23 protein-coding genes are annotated in these 23,896 nt (G+C 76.0%); 7 read left to right on the top strand and 16 right to left on the bottom strand.

Annotation, left to right across the window (positions count from 1 at the left end):
* Position 1: 1 nt before the first annotated feature.
* The 3 genes from K1Y72_RS05865 to K1Y72_RS05855 all read right to left on the bottom strand — a co-directional run bounded on the left by K1Y72_RS05865 (position 2) and on the right by K1Y72_RS05855 (position 3,284).
* On the bottom strand, positions 2–1,699 hold the full coding sequence (locus tag K1Y72_RS05865) for a thioester domain-containing protein (RefSeq protein ID WP_220163990.1): 1,698 nt from the start codon (positions 1,697–1,699) through the stop codon (positions 2–4).
* A 177-nt stretch (positions 1,700–1,876) separates the two neighbouring features.
* Positions 1,877–2,782, bottom strand: coding sequence for an RICIN domain-containing protein (locus tag K1Y72_RS05860; protein WP_220163988.1), 906 nt, complete (start codon positions 2,780–2,782; stop codon positions 1,877–1,879).
* Complete coding sequence (locus K1Y72_RS05855; protein WP_220163986.1) at positions 2,772–3,284, bottom strand: Lrp/AsnC family transcriptional regulator; 513 nt, start codon at positions 3,282–3,284, stop codon at positions 2,772–2,774. The genes K1Y72_RS05860 and K1Y72_RS05855 overlap by 11 nt, the downstream gene beginning before the upstream one ends.
* Before the next feature lie 94 nt (positions 3,285–3,378).
* On the opposite strand from K1Y72_RS05855, the gene K1Y72_RS05850 reads away from it, so the two are divergent.
* Together K1Y72_RS05850 and K1Y72_RS05845 are read left to right on the top strand one after the other, a co-directional pair.
* Positions 3,379–4,215 carry an LLM class flavin-dependent oxidoreductase gene (locus K1Y72_RS05850; RefSeq protein ID WP_220163985.1) on the top strand — a complete coding sequence of 279 codons (837 nt, stop codon included), beginning with the start codon at positions 3,379–3,381 and terminating at the stop codon, positions 4,213–4,215.
* Complete coding sequence (locus K1Y72_RS05845) at positions 4,212–4,637, top strand: nucleoside deaminase (protein WP_220163982.1); 426 nt, start codon at positions 4,212–4,214, stop codon at positions 4,635–4,637. Before K1Y72_RS05850 ends, K1Y72_RS05845 begins: the two co-directional genes overlap by 4 nt.
* Before the next feature lie 4 nt (positions 4,638–4,641).
* Here K1Y72_RS05845 and K1Y72_RS05840 read toward each other — a convergent pair whose 3' ends face one another.
* Positions 4,642–5,091 carry a DUF7144 family membrane protein gene (locus tag K1Y72_RS05840; RefSeq protein WP_220163980.1) on the bottom strand — a complete coding sequence of 150 codons (450 nt, stop codon included), beginning with the start codon at positions 5,089–5,091 and terminating at the stop codon, positions 4,642–4,644.
* A gap of 198 nt (positions 5,092–5,289) precedes the next feature.
* Between K1Y72_RS05840 and K1Y72_RS05835 the strand changes: the two genes are divergently transcribed.
* Positions 5,290–5,778: an LURP-one-related/scramblase family protein gene (locus K1Y72_RS05835; protein WP_220163978.1), complete on the top strand. Its 489-nt coding sequence runs from the start codon at positions 5,290–5,292 to the stop codon at positions 5,776–5,778.
* A gap of 3 nt (positions 5,779–5,781) precedes the next feature.
* Complete coding sequence (locus K1Y72_RS05830; RefSeq protein WP_220163975.1) at positions 5,782–6,696, top strand: YhjD/YihY/BrkB family envelope integrity protein; 915 nt, start codon at positions 5,782–5,784, stop codon at positions 6,694–6,696.
* Here K1Y72_RS05830 and K1Y72_RS05825 read toward each other — a convergent pair.
* Entirely contained in the window at positions 6,693–7,763 is a 1,071-nt protein-coding gene (locus K1Y72_RS05825) for an AI-2E family transporter (RefSeq protein WP_220163973.1), read from the bottom strand. The two genes, K1Y72_RS05830 and K1Y72_RS05825, sit on opposite strands and share 4 nt — an antisense overlap.
* 57 nt (positions 7,764–7,820) lie before the next feature.
* The gene (locus K1Y72_RS05820) at positions 7,821–8,576 is read right to left on the bottom strand and encodes an SAM-dependent methyltransferase (RefSeq protein WP_220163971.1); all 756 of its coding nucleotides are present in this window, start codon (positions 8,574–8,576) and stop codon (positions 7,821–7,823) included.
* A 422-nt stretch (positions 8,577–8,998) separates the two neighbouring features.
* On the opposite strand from K1Y72_RS05820, the gene K1Y72_RS05815 reads away from it, so the two are divergent.
* Complete coding sequence (locus K1Y72_RS05815; RefSeq protein WP_220163969.1) at positions 8,999–9,829, top strand: DUF5954 family protein; 831 nt, start codon at positions 8,999–9,001, stop codon at positions 9,827–9,829.
* 9 nt (positions 9,830–9,838) lie between these two features.
* Here K1Y72_RS05815 and K1Y72_RS05810 read toward each other — a convergent pair whose 3' ends face one another.
* From K1Y72_RS05810 to K1Y72_RS05790, 5 genes are all read right to left on the bottom strand, one after another.
* Positions 9,839–11,947, bottom strand: coding sequence for a peptidase domain-containing ABC transporter (locus tag K1Y72_RS05810; protein ID WP_220163967.1), 2,109 nt, complete (start codon positions 11,945–11,947; stop codon positions 9,839–9,841).
* A gap of 8 nt (positions 11,948–11,955) precedes the next feature.
* Positions 11,956–12,936 carry a TIGR04500 family putative peptide maturation system protein gene (locus tag K1Y72_RS05805; protein WP_220163965.1) on the bottom strand — a complete coding sequence of 327 codons (981 nt, stop codon included), beginning with the start codon at positions 12,934–12,936 and terminating at the stop codon, positions 11,956–11,958.
* Complete coding sequence (locus K1Y72_RS05800; RefSeq protein WP_220163963.1) at positions 12,933–13,907, bottom strand: MvdC/MvdD family ATP grasp protein; 975 nt, start codon at positions 13,905–13,907, stop codon at positions 12,933–12,935. Before K1Y72_RS05800 ends, K1Y72_RS05805 begins: the two co-directional genes overlap by 4 nt.
* 63 nt (positions 13,908–13,970) lie before the next feature.
* Positions 13,971–14,144, bottom strand: coding sequence for a hypothetical protein (locus tag K1Y72_RS05795; protein WP_220163961.1), 174 nt, complete (start codon positions 14,142–14,144; stop codon positions 13,971–13,973).
* A 323-nt stretch (positions 14,145–14,467) separates the two neighbouring features.
* Positions 14,468–15,532, bottom strand: coding sequence for a serine hydrolase domain-containing protein (locus K1Y72_RS05790; protein WP_220163959.1), 1,065 nt, complete (start codon positions 15,530–15,532; stop codon positions 14,468–14,470).
* Positions 15,533–15,775: 243 nt separating this feature from the next.
* On the opposite strand from K1Y72_RS05790, the gene K1Y72_RS05785 reads away from it, so the two are divergent.
* A complete protein-coding gene (locus K1Y72_RS05785; RefSeq protein WP_220163957.1) occupies positions 15,776–17,533 on the top strand; it encodes an alpha/beta hydrolase in 1,758 nt (585 codons plus the stop codon).
* Between the two features lie 27 nt (positions 17,534–17,560).
* Here K1Y72_RS05785 and K1Y72_RS05780 read toward each other — a convergent pair whose 3' ends face one another.
* Complete coding sequence (locus K1Y72_RS05780; RefSeq protein WP_220163955.1) at positions 17,561–18,568, bottom strand: adenylate/guanylate cyclase domain-containing protein; 1,008 nt, start codon at positions 18,566–18,568, stop codon at positions 17,561–17,563.
* Between the two features lie 90 nt (positions 18,569–18,658).
* On the opposite strand from K1Y72_RS05780, the gene K1Y72_RS05775 reads away from it, so the two are divergent.
* Entirely contained in the window at positions 18,659–19,441 is a 783-nt protein-coding gene (locus tag K1Y72_RS05775; protein WP_220163953.1) for a MerR family transcriptional regulator, read from the top strand.
* Here K1Y72_RS05775 and K1Y72_RS05770 read toward each other — a convergent pair.
* The 4 genes from K1Y72_RS05770 to K1Y72_RS05755 form a co-directional block, all read right to left on the bottom strand.
* A complete protein-coding gene (locus K1Y72_RS05770; protein ID WP_220163950.1) occupies positions 19,438–20,919 on the bottom strand; it encodes a sigma-70 family RNA polymerase sigma factor in 1,482 nt (493 codons plus the stop codon). The two genes, K1Y72_RS05775 and K1Y72_RS05770, sit on opposite strands and share 4 nt — an antisense overlap.
* A gap of 116 nt (positions 20,920–21,035) precedes the next feature.
* A complete protein-coding gene (locus K1Y72_RS05765; protein ID WP_220163948.1) occupies positions 21,036–21,455 on the bottom strand; it encodes a hypothetical protein in 420 nt (139 codons plus the stop codon).
* Between the two features lie 72 nt (positions 21,456–21,527).
* On the bottom strand, positions 21,528–23,150 hold the full coding sequence (locus tag K1Y72_RS05760; RefSeq protein ID WP_220163946.1) for a long-chain fatty acid--CoA ligase: 1,623 nt from the start codon (positions 23,148–23,150) through the stop codon (positions 21,528–21,530).
* A 96-nt stretch (positions 23,151–23,246) separates the two neighbouring features.
* A complete protein-coding gene (locus K1Y72_RS05755; RefSeq protein WP_308286917.1) occupies positions 23,247–23,786 on the bottom strand; it encodes a SigE family RNA polymerase sigma factor in 540 nt (179 codons plus the stop codon).
* Positions 23,787–23,896 lie beyond the last annotated feature (110 nt).

The raw sequence follows: 23,896 nt of genomic DNA, 5'->3' as shown, positions 1-23,896 counted from the left end.
GCTATTTGACGCGCTTGCGGCGGTAGGTGTCGGTGATTCTGATGGTGGACGTGTGGTGCTTGGCGATGGTGGCGGCGCGCGGGATGACGCGGAGCTTCTCGAGGGTGACGGCCGGGTTGGCGCCGGTCCCGGGTTCGGCGGCGGTGCAGCGGGAGCCGGTGGGCAGGCCCGTCAGCAGGGCGACGGTGTAGGTGCCGCGCTTGCGGTGGGCGGACAGGTGGAAGGTGCGGGTCAGGGGCGCGGCTCCGGGGCGGGTGCAGCGGACCCGGACGGTGATGCGGCCCTGGAGGCCGGCGCCGTCGCCCCGGACGGCCTTGGTGACGCGGAGGGCGCCGGTGGCGCGGTCGTAGGTGTCGGTGACCGTCACGGTCACGGTCCCGTCGGTGGGGACGGTGACGCGGGAGGGGACGATGACGGGGCGGCGGGCGTCGGTGCGGCCGTTCTCGCCGGTGGCGGTCTCGGTGACGGTGCAGGTGCTGCCGGCGGGGATGCCGGTGACGTGCAGGAGGTGGCGGCCGGGGGACGCGCCGGCGGGCAGGGTGCGGGTGTGGTGGACGATGCCGCCGTCCGGGCCGGTGCAGGAGACCCGGAGGGTGATCGCGCCCTGGAGGCCGGCGGCGGCGCCGGTGACGGCCTTGGCGAGGACGAGGTCGCCGGCGTCGTAGCGGGTGAGCCGGACGCCGGCCCTGGCGGTGAGGTGCTCCTTCTTGGCCAGGATCAGTTTCTGCGCGTCGTCGACGCCGGGGTTGGTGTGGTCGTAGAGGTAGACGGCGCTCTCGGTGATGTCGGCGGAGCGGTTCAGCACGAAGCCCTGCGGGGTGGCGGTGGTGGTGCTGCGGGCCCACAGGCGGTCGCCGGGGCGGACGGTGTCGCCGTCGTCGAGGCGGTGGCGGCCGGCGGCGTCGGTGAAGACCTGGGTGCCGCCGACGGTCTGCAGGGTGGCCGGGCCGTCGCCGGAGACGGTGAAGGGGCCGGCGAGGCCGCCGTTGGAGGGGGCCTCGGCGGTGGCGGGGACGACGCCGATGCGGGGCGGGGACGGTTCGGGGGACGGGCCGTTGGCCAGGGCGTCGGTGACGATCGCCGCGACCGCGGCGTAGCGGGCGTCGGTTGGTGCGAGCACGAGCTTGTCGGTGAGGAACCAGATCGCGAGCTGCACCGCCGCGGCCCGCTCGTTGTCGCCGGCGAGGCCGGCGGGTTCGCCGGTGGTCGGGAAGTAGTGGCCCAGGATGTAGCCGACGTAGCCGACGTTGGGCACGTTGGCGGAGTTCCAGGTGCCGAGCTTGTAGTTCACCCCGACCTGGGTGGAGGTGTGCAGGTCGATGCAGTAGGTGAGGGCGGTCGCGCCGCCGGGGCCCTGGTCGGTGACCTCGATGAGGCGCGCGGTGAGCGTGCCGTGCGGCGTCGACCCGGCGGGGAGTGCGGCGGGGTAGCCGTCCAGCGGGTTCAGGGCGGCGGGCGCGTCGTAGGCGGTGCGGACGGTCGCACCGGCGCCGAGGGCGGTGATCTGGACGTCGCTGGAGAAGACGGGCTCGGCGCCGACCGATGTGTCGGGGACGGGCACGCGCAGCGGTGCGGGCGCGGGGACCGGTGCCGGGGCGGCCGATGCCGGTGCCGTGCCCGCCGCCGTCAACGCGAGCGCCAGCACGGCCGCCAGCAGGCGCGCCGGACGCCGGGCCGCCCTGGATCCCCTGACCACCATGCCGCTTCACGCTCCCGTCGGGTTCCGGGCCGGCCGGCGGCGTTCCGCCGGTCTCGTCCCGTGGCGTCGTCCTGCCCGGACGGGGATCGGCCCCAACGGCACGGATGATCTTTTGGGTCCGGGCCGCCGCTTTCATGATCATTCGATGGGGCGCTCCCCGGCGGTCCGGACCGCCGGTCAGGGGATGGTGAAGGTCTGGCCCGGGTCGCCGGCGGTGCAGGGGAGCTGGAAGACCTGGGCGCCCGTGGACGGGCGGCCGCGGACGCCCACGCAGAGGTCGCCGTTCCCGGGCTGGAGCCGGTAGCCGCCGGGCACCCGCCGCAGCGTGTAGCGGTCGGTCTGGATGCCGCCGCAGACGTCGTCCGACAGGGCCTTGCCGGGTTCGGGCGAGCCGTCCAGGACGCCCATGCAGCCCGCGCCGTAGGTCGGGTGCCGGGTGGTGACGCGCCATCCGGCGCCGTCGCGGGCGAGGCGGCGCGGCGGGAAGGCGTCCGCGCAGGGCGCCAGGTAGATGAGCCCGGCCTTGTCCTGCCGCCGCTCGGTCAGGCAGAGGCCGCCGAGGCGGAGCCGGTCGCCGGCGGGCGCCGCCGCCGGGGGCTGCGACGGGCTCGGCGCGGTCCGCGCGGGCGGGGCGGCGTGCCCGGGCGCGCCGGACGGCCGGGACGTCCACGCGACGGCCCCCGCGACGGCCGCGGTGGCGGCGACGGCGAGGACGACCGGGAGGACCCGCCGGCGGGGCGCGGGCGAGGGTTCGGGCGGCGGCTCCGGCGGGGGCGCGCCCGTCTCGGGGTGCAGCAGGCGGTCGCGCTCGGCCAGCCAGCCGGCGACGTCCTCGTCGGTGCCGCCGCACGCCAGCACCAGGGACGTGACGAGCGGGGCGCGCGGGACCGTCCGGCGCTGCAGGGCGGTCGCCAGCGTCGAGGCGGGCAGGGCGAGCGGCCCGCCGCGGGAGGTGAGCCGCTCGATCTCCTTGAAGGTCAGGCCGCTGCGCTCGCGCATCCGCCGCAGGGCCTGGACGAACTCCTCCTCCGACGCGGCGGGGACGGGGCTCGCGGCGGTCCCGATCGGGTCGTCACCGGTCACCCCGGGAGTGTCGCAGAGCGGCCGCGTCCCCGCGACCGTCGGGCAGGGGGGCCGGGGGCCGGGCGGGGAGGCCGCGGTACGGGAGGGGCTCGCTGTAGACGAGGTTCGTGGTGGTGCTGCCCAGCTCCAACAGCTCGTCGACGGTGCGTTCCAGGTGGGCCAGGGACGGGGCCGCGACCTTGAGGACGTAGCAGTCCTCGCCGGTGGTGCGGAGGCATTCCAGGATCTCCTCGCGATCGCGCAGGAGGTCGTGGAGCGGGGTGTGGCGGTTGCCGGGGTACTTGAGGCGGACGACGGCCGTGACGGGCAGGCCGGCTTTGGCCAGGTCGACGCGGGCGTGGTAGCCGGTGATGACGCCCGCCGTCTCCAGGCGCCGGACGCGCTCGGTCGCGGCGGAGGTGCTGAGGCTGACGCGGCGGCCGAGCTCGGTGAGGGAGACGCGGCCGTCGCGCTGGAGTTCGGTGAGGATGGCCCAATCGGTCGCGTCGAGATTCACGGTCATGGGGGCAAAGTACCGGGGAAATCGCGGCGGCAGGGTGGGGATGCCGTGGGTTCTCTCTTCAAAGGGCACGTGCGGGCTGGATAGTTTGTGGCGCATGGAACTGGGGGTGAACGTCCCGAACTTCGGGCCAGGGGCCGATCCGGGACGGCTGCGGGATTGGGCGCAGGTCGTGGAAGGGCTCGGGTTCGACCTGCTGATGGTGTCCGACCACGTGGTCATCACGCCGGACGTGGCGGCGCAGTATCCGGCGCCGTTCTACGAACCGTTCACGGCGTTGTCGTGGCTGGCGGGAGTCACGCGGCGGGTCCGGTTGGGGACGACGGTGCTGGTGGCGCCGTACCGGCATCCGCTGCTGGTGGCGCGGATGGCCGCGAACCTGGACGCGCTCAGCGGCGGGCGTCTCGTGCTCGGAGTGGGCGCGGGGTGGGCCAGGGAGGAGTTCGCGGCGCTCGGTGCGGAGTTCGAGGAGCGGGGGCGGTCGACCGACGAGCTGCTCCGGACGCTGCGGGCGACGTGGGAGGACCCGGGATACCGGTGCGGCCGCATCCCCCTGTGGGTCGGCGGGCACAGCGACGCGGCGCTGCGGCGCGCCGTGCGGTTCGGCGACGCCTGGCATCCGCTGCGCTTCACCATGCCCTGGTTCGAGGAGCGGGCCGGGCGGCTGGCGGCGGTCGCGGCGGCCGAGGGACGGCCCGTCCCCGCTCTCGCCCCGCGGATCGTGCTGCGCGTCACCGCGGCGGACCTGGCCGAGCGCCGCGCCGGCGAGGGGTCGATCGACCAGGTCGTGGGAGACCTGGCGCGGCTGCGGCGGCTCGGCGCCGCGAGCGTGCTGCTCGATCCGTTCGGCGGGGATCCGGAGGAGACACGGCGTCCCGAGGACGCCTGGCGGGCGCTGGCCGCGGTGGCGGCGCGCCGGAAGGAGATCGCATGACACCCGACGAGGAGCGGCTGCTGCGCAGGGCCGTCGAGCTGGCGCGGCGGGCCCGCGAGGACGGGCACGCGCCCTACGGGTCGCTGCTGGCGAGCGCCGACGGGACCGTTCTGGTCGAGGCGCACAACACCGTGCGGGCCGACCGGGACATCAGCGCCCATCCGGAGCTGAAGCTGGCCCGGTGGGCGGCGCGCGAGCTCGATCCCGCCGCGGCGGCGGCGACCACGATGTTCACCAGCTGCCAGCCGTGCCCGATGTGCACGGGCGCGATCGACCGGTCGGGGCTCGGCCGCGTCGTGTACGCGCTGTCGGCCGAGCAGCACGCCGCGCTCCAGCCGGGCGGCGGCTTCCCGCGCGTCCCGCAGGAGGGACCCGCGCTCCCCGAGGAGGCGCGGGTCCCGGTCGACGGCTACTACACCTGAGGCGTCAGGCCGCGACGGAGTCGTGGGCCGGCCGCGTCAGGGCGTACATGAGCAGCACGCAGAGGGCGATGGCCATGACCGACCAGACCGGGTAGGCGGTCAGGAAGACCAGGTGGCCGAAAGCGGCGAGGACGGCGAGGCCGATGCCCGCCGCGCGGGCCCAGGTCTGGCCGGCGAGGATGCCGGCGCCGACGGCGAGCTGCACGATGCCGACGATCAGCCAGATCCAGCCCCAGGCGGTGAAGTTGAACAGCAGCACCCGCTCCTCGGTGACGAGGTAGTAGGTGGGCTTCAGCAGGGCCACCAGGCCGTCGATGACGTTGAAGCCGCCGAGGACGACGGCGACGAGGCCGGCGAAGGTCAGCCAGCCGGAGGTCGGGCGGCCGTGCGCGGCGGTCCGGCCGTGGGTCGTGGAGGCGGATGGGGTGCCGCCAGGAGCCATGTTGGTCGCCATCGTTGTCTCCCCCGTCTCGTCCGAATACAGGTGATCACCTCATTTCCGGTGGAAATGGGGTCGGAAACGGTTTCCGGCGCGTCTTGACGGGAGTGCGGGGGAGGTTTGGGGCGCGGTTGACGGCCTGCGGGAACGAAGGGGGAAAGGCCGGGGACGGGCGGGGGAGCTGCGATGTTCGGTCACAGAGAGGCCGCTCCGGTGGCCACGGAGATGTTCCAGATGCGGCAGCGGATGCTGTCGGTCGGCGACGACTACTGGATCGACAACGGGCTCGGGCAGCACGCCTACCGGGTGGACGGCAAGGTGCTGCGGCTGCGCAGGACGTTCGTGCTGGAGGACGCCGCCGGCACCGAGCTGCTGAAGATCCACAGCAAGGTGCTGCGGGTCCGCGAGACGTTCGTGATCGAGCGCGGCGGCGAGACGGTCGCGACGCTGCACAAGGCGCTGGTGGGGTTCCGCGACCGGTACGCGATCGACCTCGGGGACGCGGGCGAGCTGCACGCGCAGGGGAACATCGTGGACCACGAGTACACGGTGACGCGGGGCGGGGACGTCGTCGCGCAGGTGAACAAGCACTGGATGAAGGTCCGCGACACCTACGGCGTGGCGATCGCGCAGGGCGAGGACGTGCCGCTGCTCCTCGCGGTCGTGGTGTGCGTCGACGCGATCAGCCACGAGCACCGCTGACGCGTGGGGGCCTGGCGGGGGCGCTACCGGGACCGCTACGCCGCGGGGCGGGCGCGGGTCGAGGCGGTGCGGGACGGCGCGTACGCGCGGCCGGGGATCGGGCGGGCCGTGCGGTCCTACCAGCGCTACTACACGCTCGGGATGCAGCACGTGGCCGGGTCGGTGACCTACTTCGGGATCCTGTCGCTGTTCCCGCTGGTGGCGCTGGTGTACGCGGTCGCCGGGCACGTGGTGGCGCGCCAGCCGCAGCTGCAGGCCGAGCTCGACCGGTCGATCCAGCAGACGCTCGGCGTGGACGCTGATCTAGGCGCGAGCGTGTTCGCCGCGCAGGCGAAGGCGTCGGTGCGGGCCGTCACGACGACGCTCGGCGTCCTCGGGCTGCTCTACGCGGGGCGGCTGTGGGTGGACGCGGGGCGGCGGGCGCTGCGGACGGTGTGGGGGCCGGGTTCCGCGCGGGAGCCGGGGTTCGTGCGGGGGTACGTGCGGGACCTGGTGGTGCTGGTGGTGTTCCTGGCGGCGGTCCTGGTGCTGCTCGGGCTGGCGGTGCTGGCGCTCGGCGGGCCGTTCCGGCTGGCGGCGTCGGACGGGCACGCGGTGCCGCTGTGGGGCGAGGTCGCGGCGCGGGTCGCGGGTGCGGCGCTGGCGGCCGGGTGGGGCGCGCTGATCTGCGGGTGGCTGTTCCGGCGGCTCGGCGGCGCGCCGCGCGACGCGCGGGTGGCGCAGGCGTCGTGGGCGGGCGGCGCGGGCCTGACGGCGATGGCGGTGGCCGCGCTGTTCCTGCTGCGGCACGCGCTCACCGATCCGCTGTACGGGCTGCCGCTCGTGGTCATCGGCCTGATGCTGTGGGTCAGCGGCCTGTCGCGGCTGCTGCTGTCGCTGGCGGTGTGGGCGTCCACGCCGGACGCGCCGCAGGTCTAGGGGACGCCGCCGTCGGGGGTGCGCTCGCCGGTCAGGACGAGGGTGACGCGGTAGCAGACGGCGAGGAGCGGCACGGCGAGGACGGCGCCCGCGATGCCGGCGACGAGGGTCCCGGCGGTGACGGCGACGAGGACGACGGCGCCGTGCAGGTCCAGGGCGCGGCCGATGATGACCGGCTGCAGCAGGTTGCCCTCGATCTGCTGCACGGCGATGATCGCGACGAGCACCAGGATCGCGTCGCCGAGGCCGTTGCCGACCAGCGTGATGAGGACGGCGACGGCGCCGGAGGCGAGCGCGCCGACGATCGGGACGAACGCGGCGATGAAGGTGAGCGCGGCGAGCGGGACGGCGAGGGGCACGCCGACCAGCACGAGGGCGAGGCCGATGCCGGCGGCGTCGACGAGGGCGATGACGAGCTCGCCGCGGATGTAGGCGGTGAGGGTCGTCCAGCCGGCCTGCCCGCCCGCGCGGACGCGGTCGCGGTGGGCGGCCGGGGTGCGGCGGACGATCCAGTCCCACATGCCGGGGCCGTCCTTGAGGAGGAAGAACAGCAGGACGAACGCGGTGAGGGCGCCGGTGACGACCTGGGTGACGGTGCTCGCCCGGCTGAGCAGGCGCGGCGCGGAGTCGAGGGCGGTCTCGCGCAGGTTCGCGCCGAGCGACCGGAGCTGCTCGTCGGTGACGGGCAGCGGCCCGTCGACGAGCCAGGACCCGAGGCGCTCGACGCCGCCGCGCAGCGCCGTGGTGAGCTCGGACCACTGCCGGGCCAGGCGGTCCACGATGAGCCAGAGCGGCAGCGCGACGATGACGAGGATCGTCAGCAGGCCGCCGAGCGCGGCGAGCCAGGGCGGGAGGCGGAACCGGCGGAGCAGCCGGGCGACGGGCTCGATCAGCGCGGTCATGAGGAGCGCGACGACGATCGCGAGGGTGACGGCGGCGAGCTCGGCGAGGATCCACGCGACCAGCGCGACGCCGGCGGCGAGCACGAGCAGGCAGGCGGTGGTGCGGGCCGCCGAGCGCAGCCGCGGCGGCGGCCCGGCCGGCGGGCCCGCGGGGTCGGAAGGCATACCGGGGCCCTGCCCGGGGCCGCCCCCGGGCAAGCTGATCTTTGTGGCGGCGGTGCTTTACCCGCGCGCCGGGGAGAGGGCGACGGCGCCGTGGGAGAGGCAGGCGGCGGGGTCGGGCGGCGGGAGCGGGTGCTGCCAGGCCGCCGTGGGGGCGAGGCCGGGCGGCAGCAGCGGCCAGCCGCCGAGGTAGCCGAGCAGTGTCGCGGGCGGGCGGACCGTCAGCGGGACGCCGCACCGCTCGGCGTACAGGTCGGCGACCCCGGGCGCCAGCGGGGCGGTGAGGTGGCTGACGACGAGGGCGCTGCCGGGCGGCAGCGCGCCGCGCAGGGCGGCGACGATGGCGGCGGGCCCGTCGGCGTCGGGCAGCAGGTGCAGGACGGCGGTGAGGACGAGCGCGACCGGGCGCCGCCAGTCCAGGGAGCCGGCCGCGAGGCCGAGGAGCTCCTCGGGCTTGCGCAGGTCGGCGGTCATCGCCTCGACGCCCGCGTCGGCGGCCATGAGGGCGCGGGCGTGGGCGACGACGGCGGGGTCGTTGTCGAGGTAGACGGTGCGGGCGCCGGGGAGGCGGCGGGCCGCCATCTGGTGGACGTTGTCGCGGGTGGGCAGCCCGCAGCCGACGTCGAGGAACTGGTCGACGCCGAGGGCGGCGAGGGCGGCGACGGCGCGGCCGAGGAAGGCGCGGTTCGCGCGGGCCGCCGTCCGCAGGTTCGGCTGGAGCTCCAGGAGCTCGGCGACGAGGCGGCGGTCGGCGAGGTAGTTGTCCTTCCCGCCGAGGAGGTGGTCGTGGACGCGGGCGGGACTGGCGGCGCTCATGGCGTCCCGGCGGCGCGCCTGCCGCCGCGGTCTGACGAGTCCCCCAGGGGATGCATGGCCGTCCCTCCTCGGACGCTGGAGGAACACGCTAAGCGGTGGGGAGGCGCCGATGCGGAAGTGGTGGATATTTACCTCGGGACGCCATTCGGTACCGTGGCCGTGTCCTGCAACGACCCGCCTTACTCGCCTTGACATATGACCACATTCGGCCTCCACGCCTTTCCGGCGGGAAGCCGGAAAAGGCACCCGGAGTGAGGAGATGTGAGAATTGCAGTTACCGCCCGGCGGCCGGAATGCCGTTCCGCCGCCGGCGTCCGAACGCATATCCATGCGGGGCGCCGGATGCCGGACGCGCTCAGGTACGGCCGGGGATCTGGAGGCGGGGGGTGTCGGACGGGCCGGAACGGACGCACGATGGAGGCATGTCGTTCGACGGTATGGCCGGATATGACGTCATCAACCTCAGGTCGGAAGTCGATCCCGTCACGGCGGTGCGGGAGCAGGAGGCCACCGAGCGGGTGCTCGTCTACCCGCGGCTCGCGGGCGCGGGCACCGCGGACTTCGGCGTCGCCGAGCAGGACGGCGGGCGCTGGCGGATCGCCGGCCTGGACCGCCCCACCCCGATGAGCGCGCGGGCGCTGCTCGCCTCGGCCCTGCGCGCCGAGGAGGACCCGGACGCCGCCGCGCTCGCCGCCGAGGTCGCCCGGCACCGCGGCCGCGAGACGGAGTGGTCGCTGCGCGGGCGCCGCTTCCGGATCGTGCGGGTGCAGGGGTTCGTGCGGCTCGGCGAGGACGGCCCCGAGCCGCTCCGCGCCACCGACGAGGAGCCCGCCGTGCCCTACCCCGACCGCGGGTTCGTCCTCGATCCGGCGGCCCCGACGACCTCGACGGACGCCGCGCTCCGCCTCGACCTCGCCAACCTCGCGCCGGCGCGCGGCACGGTGCCCGAGGACGCGCTGCGCGAGGCCCGCGACGCGCTCGCCGCGTATCCGGGGATCGTGCTGCTGCCGCTCGACTACGCCGCGATGGAGGAGCGGGACGGCTCGTGGGCGCCGCTCACCGGCGGCACCGGGCCGCGGGTGGTGCGCGAGCGGCTCGCCGTCCTGGTCCCCGGCGCCGCGGACGCGGTGGCGGGCGAGGGGCGCAGCGAGTTCGCGGTGGACGGCCGCCGGCTGCGGATCGTCCGGATCGTGCGGATGATCCGGGTCGGCGCGGACGGGCCGGAGCCCGCCCGCCCGAGCGACGGCGCGTGACGCGGCGGGTCAGCCGGCGCGCTGGGCGGCGGTGAGGCGCGCGTAGGCGCCGTCCCGCGCGACGAGCTCGTCGTGGGTGCCGGTCTCCACGACGCGCCCGGCGTCCAGCACGACGATCAGGTCGGCGTCGCGGACGGTCGACAGCCGGTGCGCGACGACGATCTGCGTGCAGCCGAGCCCGGCGAGGGACCGGCGGATGTGCTCCTCGGCGGCGGCGTCGAGGCTGGACGTCGGCTCGTCCAGCAGCAGGACGCGGGGCCGCCCGTACAGGGCGCGGGCGAGCGCGAGGCGCTGGCGCTGGCCGCCGGACACGCGGCCGCCGGCCTCGCCGACGTCGGTCAGGTAGCCCATCGGCCAGCGCTCGACGTCGGCGGCGATGCCGGCGAGGCGGGCGGCGTCCGCGACGTCGCCGCCGGTGCGGCCCATCGCGATGTTGCCGGCGACCGGCCCGCGGAACAGGAACGGCTGCTGCGGGACGGCGCCGACGCGGCCGCGCAGCCAGCGCCGGTCGAGGTCCGCGAGGGGGACGCCGTCGAAGCGGACGGTGCCGCCGGTCGGTTCGAGCAGGCCGAGCAGGACGCGGCCGAGCGTCGTCTTGCCCGACCCCGACGGCCCGACGACGGCGACGCGGTGCCCGGCGGGGACGCGCAGCGTCACCTCGTGCAGGACGGGGGCGCGCGGGTCGTAGCCGAAGCTGACGCGGTCCAGCTCGATGTCGCCGCGCAGCTCGGCGGGGCGGGCGGTGCCGGTCGGTTCGGGCGCGGCCTCCAGCAGGTCGCCGACGCGTCCGGCCTGCGCGGCGGCGAGGCTGACCTGCTGGAGGGTGCCGAGGAGCCCGGCGAGGGGCGCGGTCGCCGACCCGGCGAGCGCGGCGACGCCGAGGAGCGTGCCGAGGCCGCCGGACGCGCCCGCGACGAGGTGCGCGACGACGAGCAGCAGGCCGAGGGCGAGGGCGAGCTGGACGGCGTCGGTCGCCGCCTGGCCCGCGGCCATGGCGCGGTCGCGGGCCCGGACGGCGGCGAGCTCGGCGTCGAAGCGGCCGCTCCAGCGGTCCGCCGCGACCGGCTCGCCGCCCGTCGCCTTCAGCGTCTCGATGCCCTGGAGGCTCTCGACCAGGGTGCTCTGCGCGTCGGTCTGGGCGTTCAGCGCGGCCCGCGCGCGGTGCAGCGTGACGCGGCCGGCCACGAGGGCGACGGCGATCTGCGCGGCGGCGGCCGCGAGGGTGACGGCGGCGACGGGCGGGGAGGCGGCGGCGAGGACGGCGAGGTACCCGGCGGCCGTCAGCAGGTCGAACGCGAACGCCAGGGACCGCTCGGTGACCAGGTCGCGGATGCCGGCGACCGAGGCGAGGCGCTCCAGGACGTCGCCGCTGCTGCGGGCGTCGAAGTAGCGGAACGGCAGCGCGAGGGTGTGCCGGACGAGGCGCCGCATGAGGAGCGCCGACGTCCGGTTCTCCAGGCGGATGAGGGCGGCGGCGCGCAGCAGCGACACCAGCGTGCGGGCGGCGACGGCCGCGCCCGCGGCGGCGAGCATGAGGGGTCCGTCGAAGCGCCCGGCGGGCGCGGCGTCCACGACGGCGCGGGTGAGGAGCGGGACGGCGAGCCCGAACGCCTGCACGGCCAGGGACGCCAGGACGACGGCGGCGATGAGCCGCGGGTCGCGCAGGGCGCCGAGCAGCAGCCGCGCGACGGGCCTCCGCCACCAGCGGGCGCGCGGCGCGTCCGGCACCGGGCGGACGGCGGCGACGGCGAGGGCCGTGCCGCTGTAGCCGGCCGCGAACTCCTCGGTGGTCAGGGTGAGGGCGCCGCGCGCCGGGTCGACGACGCGGACGCGGCGCGGCCCGATCCGCTCGACGACGACGTAGTGCCGCTGCTCCCAGTGGACGGCCAGCGGGAGCGGCAGGCCCGCCAGCGCGTTCAGCGGGGCGCGGAGCGGCCGCAGGCCGAGGCCGAGGGCGGCGCCCGCGTCCACCAGGTCGCGCAGGGACGCGCCGTCGCGGCCGTCGGGCAGCAGCGCGGCCGCCTCCCGCACGGTGGTGGGGCGGCCGTGCGCGGCGCGCAGCATCGCGACGCAGGCCGCCCCGCAGTCCGACCGGGACTGCTGGAGCAGCCGCGGCACCCGCCGCCTCACAGCCAGTGCCACCGGATGTCGGCCGCCGCGCGGCGCTCGGCGAGCCAGGCGTCGAACGCGGCGCGCTCGGCGGCGCGGGCCGCGACGTCGGCGGCGGCGGGGCGCCGCGACCGGACGAGCCCGGCGAGCCAGCGCCCCTCGTAGGGGACGGGCCCGACGCGCTCGTCGGCGGCGGCGCCGCGCATCGGCTCGGGCAGCGCGTCCGCGACGGTCTCGACGGAGGTCAGCTCCATCCGGACGGTCGGGACGACCGGCAGGGTGCGGGCGACGCGCGCGGCGGTCACCTCGCCGTCGGTGAGCGCCCAGAGCGCGTCCACCCGGTCGAAGCGGCCGGGGTCGGCGGCGAGCAGGGCGGGGCCGAGCTCGCGCTCCTTGCGGCGCCGCAGCCGGCGGACGCGGGCGTACCGGTCGACGTGGCGGGCGAGGTCGTCCTCGGTGAGGCCCGCCTCGGCGAGCCAGGCAAGGGTCACCGCGCGGTCGTGCAGGCCGCGCGAGCGCCGGAACTCGTCGGCCGCCGCCTGCGTCTCCTCGCGCGTCACCGGCGCGGTGTCGCCGGCGGCCAGCGCGTACAGCAGGCAGTGGTCGACGAGCTCGCGGTGCAGCGACGGGCGCCGCGCCCCGGCGGCCCGCACCGCCATGAGCGCCTGCGGGACGGTCACGTCGAAGCCGTCGACGGTGAGGACCCGGTTGGCGGCCCAGTGGGTGGAGTGGTCCACCAGCCAGGGGACGCCGTCCTCGGGCTGCGCGGTCACGGTGACGGTGCCGCCGTCCGGGTGCGCCAGGACGAGGTCGTAGTCCACCACCGGCGAGGACGGGTGCGGCGCGATGACGAGCTCGGCGTCCAGGCCGGGATGGTCGGCGGCCCAGGCGCGGACGGCGGCGCGCGCCGCGCTCTCGCCGTCGCGGCGGCGGGGCAGGCCGCGCAGCAGCTCGGCGGCCGAGCCGAGCGCGGCGCCGAGACCGGTCTCGGTGATCATGTCGGGTCCTCCTCGGCGGCCAGCAGCCAGCCGGCGATCGCGTCGCCGATGGGCAGGCCGGTCTCGTCCTCGATCCAGCCCCAGTGCCCGTTGGGGTTGATCTCCAGGAACACGTGCTCGCCCGCCGGGGTGCGGATGAGGTCGAGCGCGCCGTAGCTCAGGCCGCACGCCGCGACGTAGGCGGCGCAGCGCGCGGCGACGTCGGCGGGCAGCTCGCAGGCGGTGTAGGGCACCGACTCGTCCTCGTAGTGGCGCCAGTCGACGCGGGTCAGCCGGGACGCCTGCGAGTCGATGGCGGCGGCGAACACCCGGTCGCCGACGACGGTGACGCGCAGCTCGACGTCCTTGTCGACGTAGGGCTGCAGGATCACCGGCTCGTGCCGGACGCGGTGCCGGCCGGCGAGCTGCCGGCGGCCGACCTCGGTCGTGTAGACGAGGTGCCGCTCGCCGTCCACCCGGCACTCCTCGGGCTGCAGCAGCTTGGCGACGAGGCGGCCGCCGTGCCGGTGCCAGGCCGGGACGAGCGCGCCCGGGTCGTTGGTGAAGACCGTCTCGGGGACGGTGAAGCCGTGCCGGACGGCGGGCACCAGGTGGGTCAGCTTGTTGTGGACGGCGTCGAGGACGCGGCCGCGCGCGGGCAGCCAGCGCGCCTCCAGCAGGTCCAGGAAGCCCGCGAGGTGGATGCGGGCGAGGCTCTCGGCGCGGTCGCGGTGCTCGGGATCGGTGGCGGCTGCGGCGCGCGGGCGGCCGGGGCGCCGGTTCCACACGGCGGTGACGGCCGACAGGTCGTGCTCGGCGTCGCCGGTGTGCAGCAGCAGCCGCGGGTCGGGGCCGTCCACGACGGCGGTGAGGCGGGCGCGCGCGGGGAAGTCGGCGGGATCCCACCAGAGCACGTCGGCGCCCCGGTCGAGCAGCTTCGGCAGGACGAGGCGGACGGTCGGATCGGCGGGCTCGCTCAGGATGAGGATCATGGCTTCCGTCCCGGGAGGGCGGGCGCCCCGCGCGGTGCGCGGGGCGCCCTGCCGGCGTCGGTGCTAGTCGATCCGCCACTCGGCGGAGGCGGACTCGACGCCGCCCGCCGCGATGCCCCAGGACTTGATCATCGAGGCGTCCTTCTGGCCGCCGGCCAGCAGGTCCAGCTCGGTGCCGGCGATCTCCGCCACGCCCGCGGGCAGGTCCTCGATGAGGATCTTCTCCGGTCGCTTCACGCGCTCTCCCTGTGTCCGCACCGCCGGTCCCCCGGCGGTGCCCCCTGCCGGCCCCGTGCGGGGCCGACGACCAGAGACTGGCCCGCCGGACGTCCTGCCCTCATGGGGCGGCCGTCCCCTCGGCGGGAGGAATCGCCTGGCCGGGCGGGGGCGCTTCCGCGCAGGTCGGCGGGGTGGCGGCGGCGCGGGGGCGGGGCGCGCGGCGCGGCCGCCCGGGACAAGATCGTCCCGGGCGGCCGGGACGTCCCGGGTGCCGCGTCGTGCCTGGTCGGCGGGGGCGCGGGGCGGTCGCGGGCGGCGCGCGGGCGGGGCCGCGTCCCGGGTCAGCCGCAGACGGCGGCGTCGGCGGTCGCGGCGAGGTCCTTCTGGAACGCGGGGACGGCGTCGGCGGCGTTGCTGTTATAGGTGATGACGGCCTGCCGGCCGGGCCGGGTGTAGGTCCAGGTGCGGTAGCCGGGCCAGCCGCCGTCGTGGCCCCAGGCGTACCCGCACGACAGCCTCACCCGGTAGACGCCGAGGCCGTAGTCCTCGGCGCGGCCCTCGTCGACCACCGGGATCGTCGCGGTCAGCGCGCGCTGCTCGGCGGCGGGCAGCAGCCGCCCGCCGAACAGGGCGCGGTGGAAGCGCGCGACGTCGCCCGCCGTGGAGATCATCCCGCCGGACGTCCAGCCGCTCGACGGGCTGACGAGCGTGCTCACGTCGCCGTAGTCGCCGTAGTAGCCGTGCACGTAGGGGGCGGTGAAGGACGTTCCGGCCGGGAGCGCGGTGTGCGTCAGCCGGAGGGGGCCGATGATGCGGCGGTTCAGCTCGGCGGTGAAGGAGCGGCCGGTCGCCTTCTCCGCGATGAGGCCGAGCAGGATGTAGTTGGTGTTGGCGTAGTGCCAGCCGCCGTCGGTGAAGCGCGGCTGGTCGAGGGCGATGCCGACGAGCTCGCGGGGCGTCCAGTCGCGGGCCGGGTCGCTCTGGATGCGCGGGTCGAGCGCGTACTCCGGCAGGCCGCTCGTGTGCTGGAGGAGCTGCCGGACGGTGATCGGCGCGCCGGGGACGAGGCCGGGGAGCCAGCGGTCCACGGTGTCGTCCAGCCGGAGCCGGTGCTCGGCGGCGAGCTGGAGCACGACGGTCGCGGTGAAGGTCTTGGTGACCGAGGCGATGCGGAACTGCAGGCCGCCGCTCATCGGGCGCCCGGTGGCGGTGTCGGCGTAGCCGGCGGCGGCGTACCGCGTGCGGGCGCCGCGCCGGGACATGACGATCACGCCGGGGGCGCCGTCGGCGACGAGGCGCTGCGCGCGCTCGCGCAGCGCCGGGGCGGGTGCCGCCTGGGCCGGGGCGGCGGCGAGGCCGACGGCCGCGGCGGCGGCGGTGGACAGGGCGAGCAGGGTGCGGATCACGGTGGGCTCCCGGGCCGGTGGGGCGCTGACGTGATCGACTCTTCCGCCGCGGGCCGCGCCCCGACATGGGGCTGCACACCCGCCCGGGGGTGGACCTGGCTCCACCCCCCACCATGATCAATAGGGGCGCTAAGTGTCGCTTTACAGGAATTTTACCCCTATGATCCGCTCACTGTCATCGCACGCCAGCGGCCCCCGCCACCACGGGGGCCTCGTCCGTCGTGCGCCCCCCAAGGAGGTCGCATGCGCCGTCTCACCCTCGCGGTGGGAGCGTTCGCGCTCATCGCCGGGACCGTCCCGGCCTGGACCGCGGCCTCGGCCGCCCCGGACCCGGCGCGCGCCGCCGGGACCGTGCCCGCCGGCCTGGCCGCCCAGAAGATCGCCTGGGAGCCCTGCTTCGAGGAGCCCCCCGGCGGCGACGGGGACGACGGCGAGGCCCCCCCGTCCCTCCCGCCGTTCATGAAGCGGATGGACTGCGGCACCTACGCCGCGCCCCTCGACTGGAAGAACCCCGGCGGCAAGAAGATCGAGATCGCCGTCAGCCGGCTGCGCGCCGCGAGCGGCCACGCGCGCGGCGCCGTCCTCATCAACCCCGGCGGGCCCGGCGCGTCGGGGATCGACATGCCGCTGGCCTTCGCCACCGACCAGAAGGGGAACCCGAGCGCCCTCGGCAAGGACCTCGACCTCGTCGGGTTCGACGTGCGCGGCACGGGTGCCAGCGACAGCATCACCTGCGACGGCAAGTACTACGGCTCGACGCTGGACCCGCGCGACCGCCGCGCCAAGAACGTCGAGCGCCTGCTGGCCGCCGCCAAGAAGAACGCCGCCGCCTGCCGCAGCAAGCTCGCCGCGTACGTCACCACCGCGCAGACCGTCCGCGACATCGACCTGCTGCGCTCCCTGCTCGGCCAGGACCGCATCCACTGGCTCGGCTACTCGGCCGGGACCTGGCTCGGCGCCCAGTACGCGGCGGTGTTCCCGAAGCACGCCGGCCGGTTCGTGCTGGACTCCAACACCGACGTCACCGGGACCTGGCAGGGGCTGACCGGCCTCCAGGCCAAGGGCTTCGAGCGGCGCTTCAGCAGCGATTTCACCGCCTGGGCCGCCGCGCACGACAAGCGGTTCAAGCTCGGCCGCAGCAAGGCGCAGGTGCGCCGCACCTTCGAGGGCGTCCGCAAGGCGATCGCCAAGGACCCGCTGCCCCTGCTCGGCGGCGGCGACCTGCACGCGTCCGACCTCGACGCCTACGCCGCGTCGGCGATGTACTCCAAGTGGAGCTTCCCGCAGCTCGCCGACGACCTGCGCGTGCTGAGGCGCTACACCGGCGTCAAGGTCCGCTCCACGGCGCTCGGCGGCGGCGTCCCGGCGGACCTCGCGGCCGTCGCCAAGCGCGTGCACGCCGCGCCCGCGCCGCACTTCAGCGGTCCCTCGGTCTACTACGACTCCGAGTACGCCACCTTCACCGCCGTCACCTGCAACGACACCAAGTTCACCGGGACGGTGAAGGCGAACGTCGCGCGGTCGGCGAAGCTCGGCAAGAAGTACCCGCTGATCGGGTACTCGACCATCTCCGACCCCTGCCAGTACTGGAAGCGGCCCGCCGGGGCGCTCGCGCTGCGCAAGCCGACCGGCAAGGGCGCGCCGCCCGTCCTGATGGTGCAGTCGACCCACGACCCGGCCACGCCGTACGAGGGCGCCGTCCGCACGCACCGCGCGCTCGCCGGGTCCCGCCTGCTCACCGTCAAGCGGGAGGGCGACCACGGCCTCTACGCCAGCGGCCTCGCCTGCGTCGACAAGGCCGTCGACGCCTACCTGATCAACGGCGTCCTGCCGAAGGGCGACACCTCCTGCACGGCGCCGTCGCTGAACTCCGTGCTCGGCGACGGCAGCGAGCCGCCGATGGTGGAGATGGGGGCCAAGGCGTACGGCCTCGCGTCCCTGCCCGCCGACCCGATCGCCCGCGCCGCGGTGCTGGCGAAGCACTTCGGCCTGAAGTCCTGACGTCCTGACGTCCGGCCGGTCCGCCCGTTAGGGGGCGGACCGGCCGCGGCGCAGGACGCGGGGGCGGACGCGGCCGATGCCCTGGAGCGCGCGGGGGCGGGTGGTGGTGAGGTCGTAGCCGCCGCTGTCCGCGAGCTCGGCCGCCAGGGCGCCGTCCACGAGGACGGTGCCCGCGTGCGCGGTCGCGGTGAGGCGGGCCGCCAGGTTCACCGGCGTGCCGAACACGTCGCCCAGCCGCATGATCACCTCGCCGTGGGCGAGGCCGACCCGGACGCGCGGGAAGTCGGGGTCGGTGTCGCAGCGCTCGGCGATCCGCAGCCCGATCTCGGCGGCCGCCCCCGCCTCCCGGGCGACGAACAGCACCTCGTCGCCGAGCGTCTTCACGACGCGGCCCCCGCACTCGGCGACGACCTCCGTCGCCACGCCCTCGAACCGCTCGACGAACGCGGCGAGCTCGTCGCCGTCCATGCGGCGGCTCATCCGGGTGAACGACACGACGTCGGCGAACCCGACCGCGACGGTCGCGAGGCCCGCCGCCGGGTCGTCGGTGGCGGTGCCGGTGGACGCGGCCGCGCGGAGGCCCGCCTCGGCGAGCTGGCGCCGCCAGCCGTGCAGCATCAGCCGCTCGAACGCCGGCAGCAGCTCCTCGGTCGCGGTGAGCGCGGCGCGCACCGCGTCCGGGGTGACCTCCTCCTCGGCGGGCAGCAGCGCGGCGAGCCGCCGCAGCCACACGTCGCCGAGCCAGCTCGCGAGGCGGCCCATCGTCTGCCCGACCGCGCGCGACAGCTGGAGCACCATGTCCTCGTCGACGAGGCCGCTGTCCATGAGCGCGCGGATCTCGCGGAGCGCCCGCGCGTCGCCGTCGGTGAAGGCCACCTCCCCGTCGGCGGGCGCGGGGAACCCGAGCGCCTGCCAGATCCGGCGGGCGTGCTCCCCGTCCACCTCGGCGAGCTTCTCGACCTGGTCGCGCGTGTAGCGGACCGGGCCGCCGAGGAGGGTCTCCTCGATGTCCCGGGTGAGCCGCGGATCCGGCATGTGACATCCCTCAATGTGCCATCAGGTTATGGAAGAATTCTGCCGAAGTAGGATCCGGGTGGTCAAGGAAACGAGTCCGGCGGGCGGGGCATGGCCGAGTACCGAATCGACGAGCTGGCGCACGCGGCCGGCACGACAGTGCGCAACATCCGCGCCTACCAGGACCGCGGCCTGCTGCCGCCGCCCCGGCTGGAGGGCCGCGTCGGCCTCTACGGCGACGCCCACCTCGCCCGGCTGCGGCTCATCGGCAAGCTCCTCGCGCGCGGCTACAACGCCGGCGTGATCAAGGACCTGGTGGCGGCCTGGGAGACCGGCCGCGACGTCGGCGACGTCCTCGGCCTGGAGAAGGTGCTGACCGACCCCTGGTCCGACGAGCTGCCCGGCACCGCCACCGTCGAGGAGCTGGTCGAGCGGTTCGGCAGCGGCACCGACGACGCCGACTACATCGCCCGGATCGTCGCGCGCACCATCGCGCTCGGCCTGATCGAGCCGGCCGGCGACCACTTCCGGGTGCCGAGCCCGCGGCTGCTGCACGTCGGCGCCGAGCTCGTCGCCGCCGGCATCCCGCTGGAGTCGGTGCTCGACATCGCCGGGCAGATCCGCGACGACTGCGACGTCATCGCCGGCCGGTTCGTCGGCCTGGTCACCGAGCACGTCTTCGACCGGCTGGACGACCGGCCCGACCTCGGCGGCGACGACCTCAACGAGATCGCCGAGGTGGTCCGCCGGATGCGGCCGCTGGTGAAGATGGTGGTCGACCCCTTCGTCGCCCGCGCCATGGAGGTCCGCGTGCAGGCCGCCCTCGGCGACCAGATGGAGACGATCCGCGACCACCTCGCCGCGAACGACCGGGACCGCCGGGCCAACCGCTAGAGGAGGGACGCGCCCCACTCCACCGGGATCTCGGTCTGGTTGCCGGCGCCGTCCATGACGGTCAGCACGGCGCTGCCGGGCAGGTTGAGCAGCGTCCCGTGGAACTCCACGGTGAGCTCGCCCGTCCCGTCGGCCGGCAGCTCCCCGTCCGCCGGGCTGACGGTGAGCTGCGCGTCGTTCACGATCGCGTTCCACCGCACCGGCCCGCCCTGCGCGCTCATCGTCACCCGCGCCGTCTTGGTGCCGTACATCGACACCTTCGCGGGCGCGACGACGAGCCGGCCGCTGAGGAGCAGCTGCGGCTTGTCCTCGGCGGGCGTCGTCGGGGCCGCGCCCGGCGTCCGCGCCGGCGGCGGCACGGTCGCGGTGCGCGCGTCCGGGCCGGTGGCCGGCGCGCCGGACCGGCCGCCCTCCCCGCCGCCCGGGACGGGCGCGCGGCCGCTCGGGCGGGCGCCGGGCGGCGCGGCGCCGCCGGCGGTCGGCGACGCCTCGATCGGGCCGCGGTCCGGGCGGCCCGGCCAGACGAGCGTCGTCGGCGCCGGGCCGAGGCCCATGAGCTGCGCGACGGCGAGCGCCGTCGCGAGCGCCCCGACGGTGCCGCCCGCCGCGAACAGCCAGCGGCGGGTGAACGGCGACGGCACGTCCGGCTGCGTCGGCATGCCCGCCGGGGTGAGGCCGCCGCCGCGCGCGACGATGTCGGCGCGGTACCCGGCGAGCTCGGGATCGGTCGCGGTGTGCACGACGCGGTGCCGCAGCGCGGCGGGCAGGATCGGGTTCGGGACGTCGGCGAGCGGCAGCACCTCGGCCGGATCGGTGCCGGGCGCGGGGCGGCGCGGCCGGCGGGCCAGCAGCCGCGGCGGCGCGAGCGGGCGCCGCGCCGCCTGCACGGCGACGGTCAGCGGCAGGCGCTCGGTGTCGTCCTCGTGCTCGTCGCCGGCGGGGCCGCCGTCGGGGGCGGTGATGGGCAGCTCGGCGATCGCCGCGCGCAGCCGGGCGCGGGCCTTGGCGACGTCGGACGCGGCGGCGCGCGGCGACAGGCCGAGCAGCGCGGCGAGCTCGCCGCCCGTCAGGCCGTGCCGCTCGGTGAGCAGCAGCAGCTCCTGGTCGGGGGCGCTCAGCGCCGACAGGGCGGCGCGGAGCGCGTCGAGGCCCGCCTCGCACTCGCCGGTCGCGGCGGCGTCCCACGACAGCTCGCGCGGCCGCCCGCGGCGCAGGACCCGGCGGCGCGCCGCCGCGTACAGCCAGGGCCGCAGGTTCAGGTGGTCGCGCATGCGCGGGGCGCGGCGGGCGGCGTCCACGAACGTGTCGTGCACGACGTCGGCGGTGACGCGGTCGTCCCCGCTCAGTGACAGGACGTAGTCGTACAGGCGCTCGGCATAGGCGTCGTACAGCTCGCCGAGCGCCTGCTCACCGCCGCCGTGCAGCCCGTGGACCAGCGCGCGGTCGGCGGCCGGGCCGCAGGCTGACCACCTGGTCATCTAGGCTCCCCCGCAAAGGGCGGTCGGTCCGGACAATCACGTCCATCCTGCATACACCCCTGCGGCCCGCCCGCACCACCGGGTCGCTCGAATCGAGACCTCGCCGCGCCCGTCCGTCAGCGCCAGAACAGCACCTTCGCGCCGCCGCCCACGGTGCCGGCCGTGTCCCCGGACTGGAGCACCTGGACGCGGAGCCGCCGGCCGTCCGCCAGCGCCCCGGCGGCCACGGCGTACAGCAGGGCGGCGTCACCGCCGGTGACCGCGAAGTCCAGGACGGGGCCGCTCTCGAACCGCGACGTGTCGTCGGCGTCCACCTCGATCGCGCGCACCTGACCGCGCGTCCCGGCGGGCAGCCCGCGCACGTCGAGCGCGACCGTCAGGCTGTAGCGGGCGGGACCGGCGAGCACGCTCGGGCCGCCCTGGTCGACGTGCTGGCCGGCGGCGTCGGAGTACTCCCGGTCCCAGTCCAGCGTGATCCATTCCCCGGCGGGCAGCGGCAGCGCCGCCCCCGTCCCGACCGACACGTAACCCGGCACCGCGCAGCCCGCCCCCTCGCCCTGGTCCCTCCACCGTCACACGCCGGGCGGCCTTCGCCAAGGGCCGGCGGGTCAGTCGACGCGCTCGACGTCGAGGGCGTCGTCGGCGTAGTGGCGGCGGAGGACCTTCTTGTCGAACTTGCCCACGCTGGTCTTGGGGACGGCCTCGATGAAGGTCCAGCGCTCGGGCAGCTGCCAGCGGGCGATGCGGCCGGCGAGGTACTCCTTCAGGTCCGCGGCCGTCACCTCGGCGCCCTCGCGGAGGACGACGGAGGCGAGGGGGCGCTCCTGCCAGCGGTCGTCGGGGACGCCCACGACCGCGGCCTCCAGGACGTCGGGGTGGCCCATGAGGTGGTTCTCCAGCTCCACCGAGGAGATCCACTCGCCGCCGGACTTGATGACGTCCTTGGCCCGGTCGGTCAGCGTCAGGTAGCCCGCGGGCGACAGGGTGCCGACGTCGCCGGTGCGGAGCCAGCCGTCCTGGAAGCGGTCCGGGTCGTCGCCCTTGTAGTAGGCGCCGGTGATCCACGGGCCGCGGATCTGGACCTCGCCGACCGCCTCCCCGTCGTGCGGCACCGCCACGTCCCCGTCGCCGGCCAGGCGGATCTCCGCGCCCGCGAGGACCCGGCCCTGCGAGACGCGGTACGGGACCGCCTCCTCGCCCGCGACGCCGCGCGGCGGGTGCGCGACGGTCGCGACCGGGGACGTCTCGGTCATCCCCCACGCCTGCACGATCCGCACGCCGACCTCGTCGAAGCCGCGCAGCAGCCCCTCGGGCACCGCCGACCCGCCGCACGGGACCAGGCGGAGCGACGTCAGGTCGCTGCCGTGCTGGACGGCGTGCCGCAGCAGGTCCGCCCAGATCGTGGGGACGGCGCCGGCGATCGTCGGGCGCTCCTGCTCGATCATCGCGACGAGCGGCGCGGCCTGCAGGAACCGGTCGGGCATGAGCAGGTCGGCGCCCGCCATCACCGCCGCGTAGGGCAGGCCCCAGGCGTTGGCGTGGAACATCGGCACGACCGGCAGGACGCGGTCGTCCGCCGACAGCGCGAACGCGTTGCCCGTGGACACCGCCATCGAGTGCAGGTACGCCGAGCGGTGCGAGTAGACGACGCCCTTGGGGTTGCCGGTGGTGCCGGAGGTGTAGCACATGGCCGCGGCGGACCGCTCGTCCACGTCGGGCCAGTCGAAGGACGCCGGCGCCGCCGCGAGCAGCTCCTCGTAGGAGTGCAGCTCCTTGCCCGCCTCCGCCAGCGGCGCCGTGTCGCCCTCCCCGACGACCAGGACGTGCCGGACGGTCTTCATGCGCGGCAGCACGGGCGCCAGCAGCGGGACCAGCGACGCGTCGGCGATCAGGACGTCGTCCTCGGCGTGCTCGGCGATGTAGACGAGCTGGTCGGGGAACAGCCGCAGGTTCAGCGTGTGCAGGACCGCGCCCATGGACGGGACCGCCAGGTACGCCTCCAGGTGCTCGGCGTTGTTCCACATGAACGTCGCGACGCGCTGGTCGGCGTCCACGCCGAGGCCGCGCAGCACGTTGGCGAGCCGGGCGGCGCGCTCGCCGACCTCGGCGTAGGTGCGGCGCCGGACGCCGTCGCCCGTCCAGGTGGCGACCTCGGCGGCGCCCGCCACCGTCGTGCCGTGCCGCAGGATCGCGGCGATCGTCAAGGGGAAGTCCTGCATGGTGCTCAGCACGGCGCGCCTCCTGCTCAGCGGCTGGTCAGGGCGGGAGGAGTGAAGCCGGTCACACCTCCCGAACCGGATTCTTCCCGTCCGGCCCCCGGCTTGTCTCTACCCCCGCCCCGTACCCGCCCCGCCGTGACCTGCGGGGCGGGGGAACTCGCGGCCGAGCAGGTCGTCGTCGCGGAGCCGGGCCATCGCGCGCGAGACGGTGCTCTTGACCGTGCCGACGCTGACACCGAGCGCTTTCGCGACCTCGGCCTCGGGCATGTCGGCGTAAAAGCGCAGCACGATCGCTTTGCGCTGCTGCGCGGGAAGGCGGCCGAGCGCCCTTTCCAGGACGTCGCGCATCTCGGTGCGGCGGGTGTGGTCGTCGACGGCGCGGTCGGGCGGCCGGTCGGTCGGGTAGACCTCCAGCCGGCGGCGGCGCCACCAGGAGATCTGCGTGTTGACCATGGCGCGGCGCACGTAGCCGTCGAGGGCGGCGCGGTCGCCGATGCGCTCCCAGGCGAGGTAGGTCTTGGCGAGCGCGGCCTGCAGCAGGTCCTCGGCGTCGGCGCGGTCGCCGGTCAGCCGGGTGGCGGTGCGCAGCAGGGCGGGGCCGCGGGCCGCGACGTACTCGCGGAACTCCTCGTGGGGCGCGCCGTTCACATCACCACCGGTTCCAGGGCTGCGGGCCGTCCTCCAGCCTGGCACGGAGACCGTCATACGAGGTCAACCGAAACAACATATTCGGGTCAACCGGAGGAGGATGATTAACC

Source organism: Actinomadura parmotrematis, from assembly GCF_019458805.1.
Lineage (GTDB): Bacteria > Actinomycetota > Actinomycetes > Streptosporangiales > Streptosporangiaceae > Spirillospora > Spirillospora parmotrematis.
This window is presented reverse-complemented; position numbering and strand designations above follow the sequence as displayed.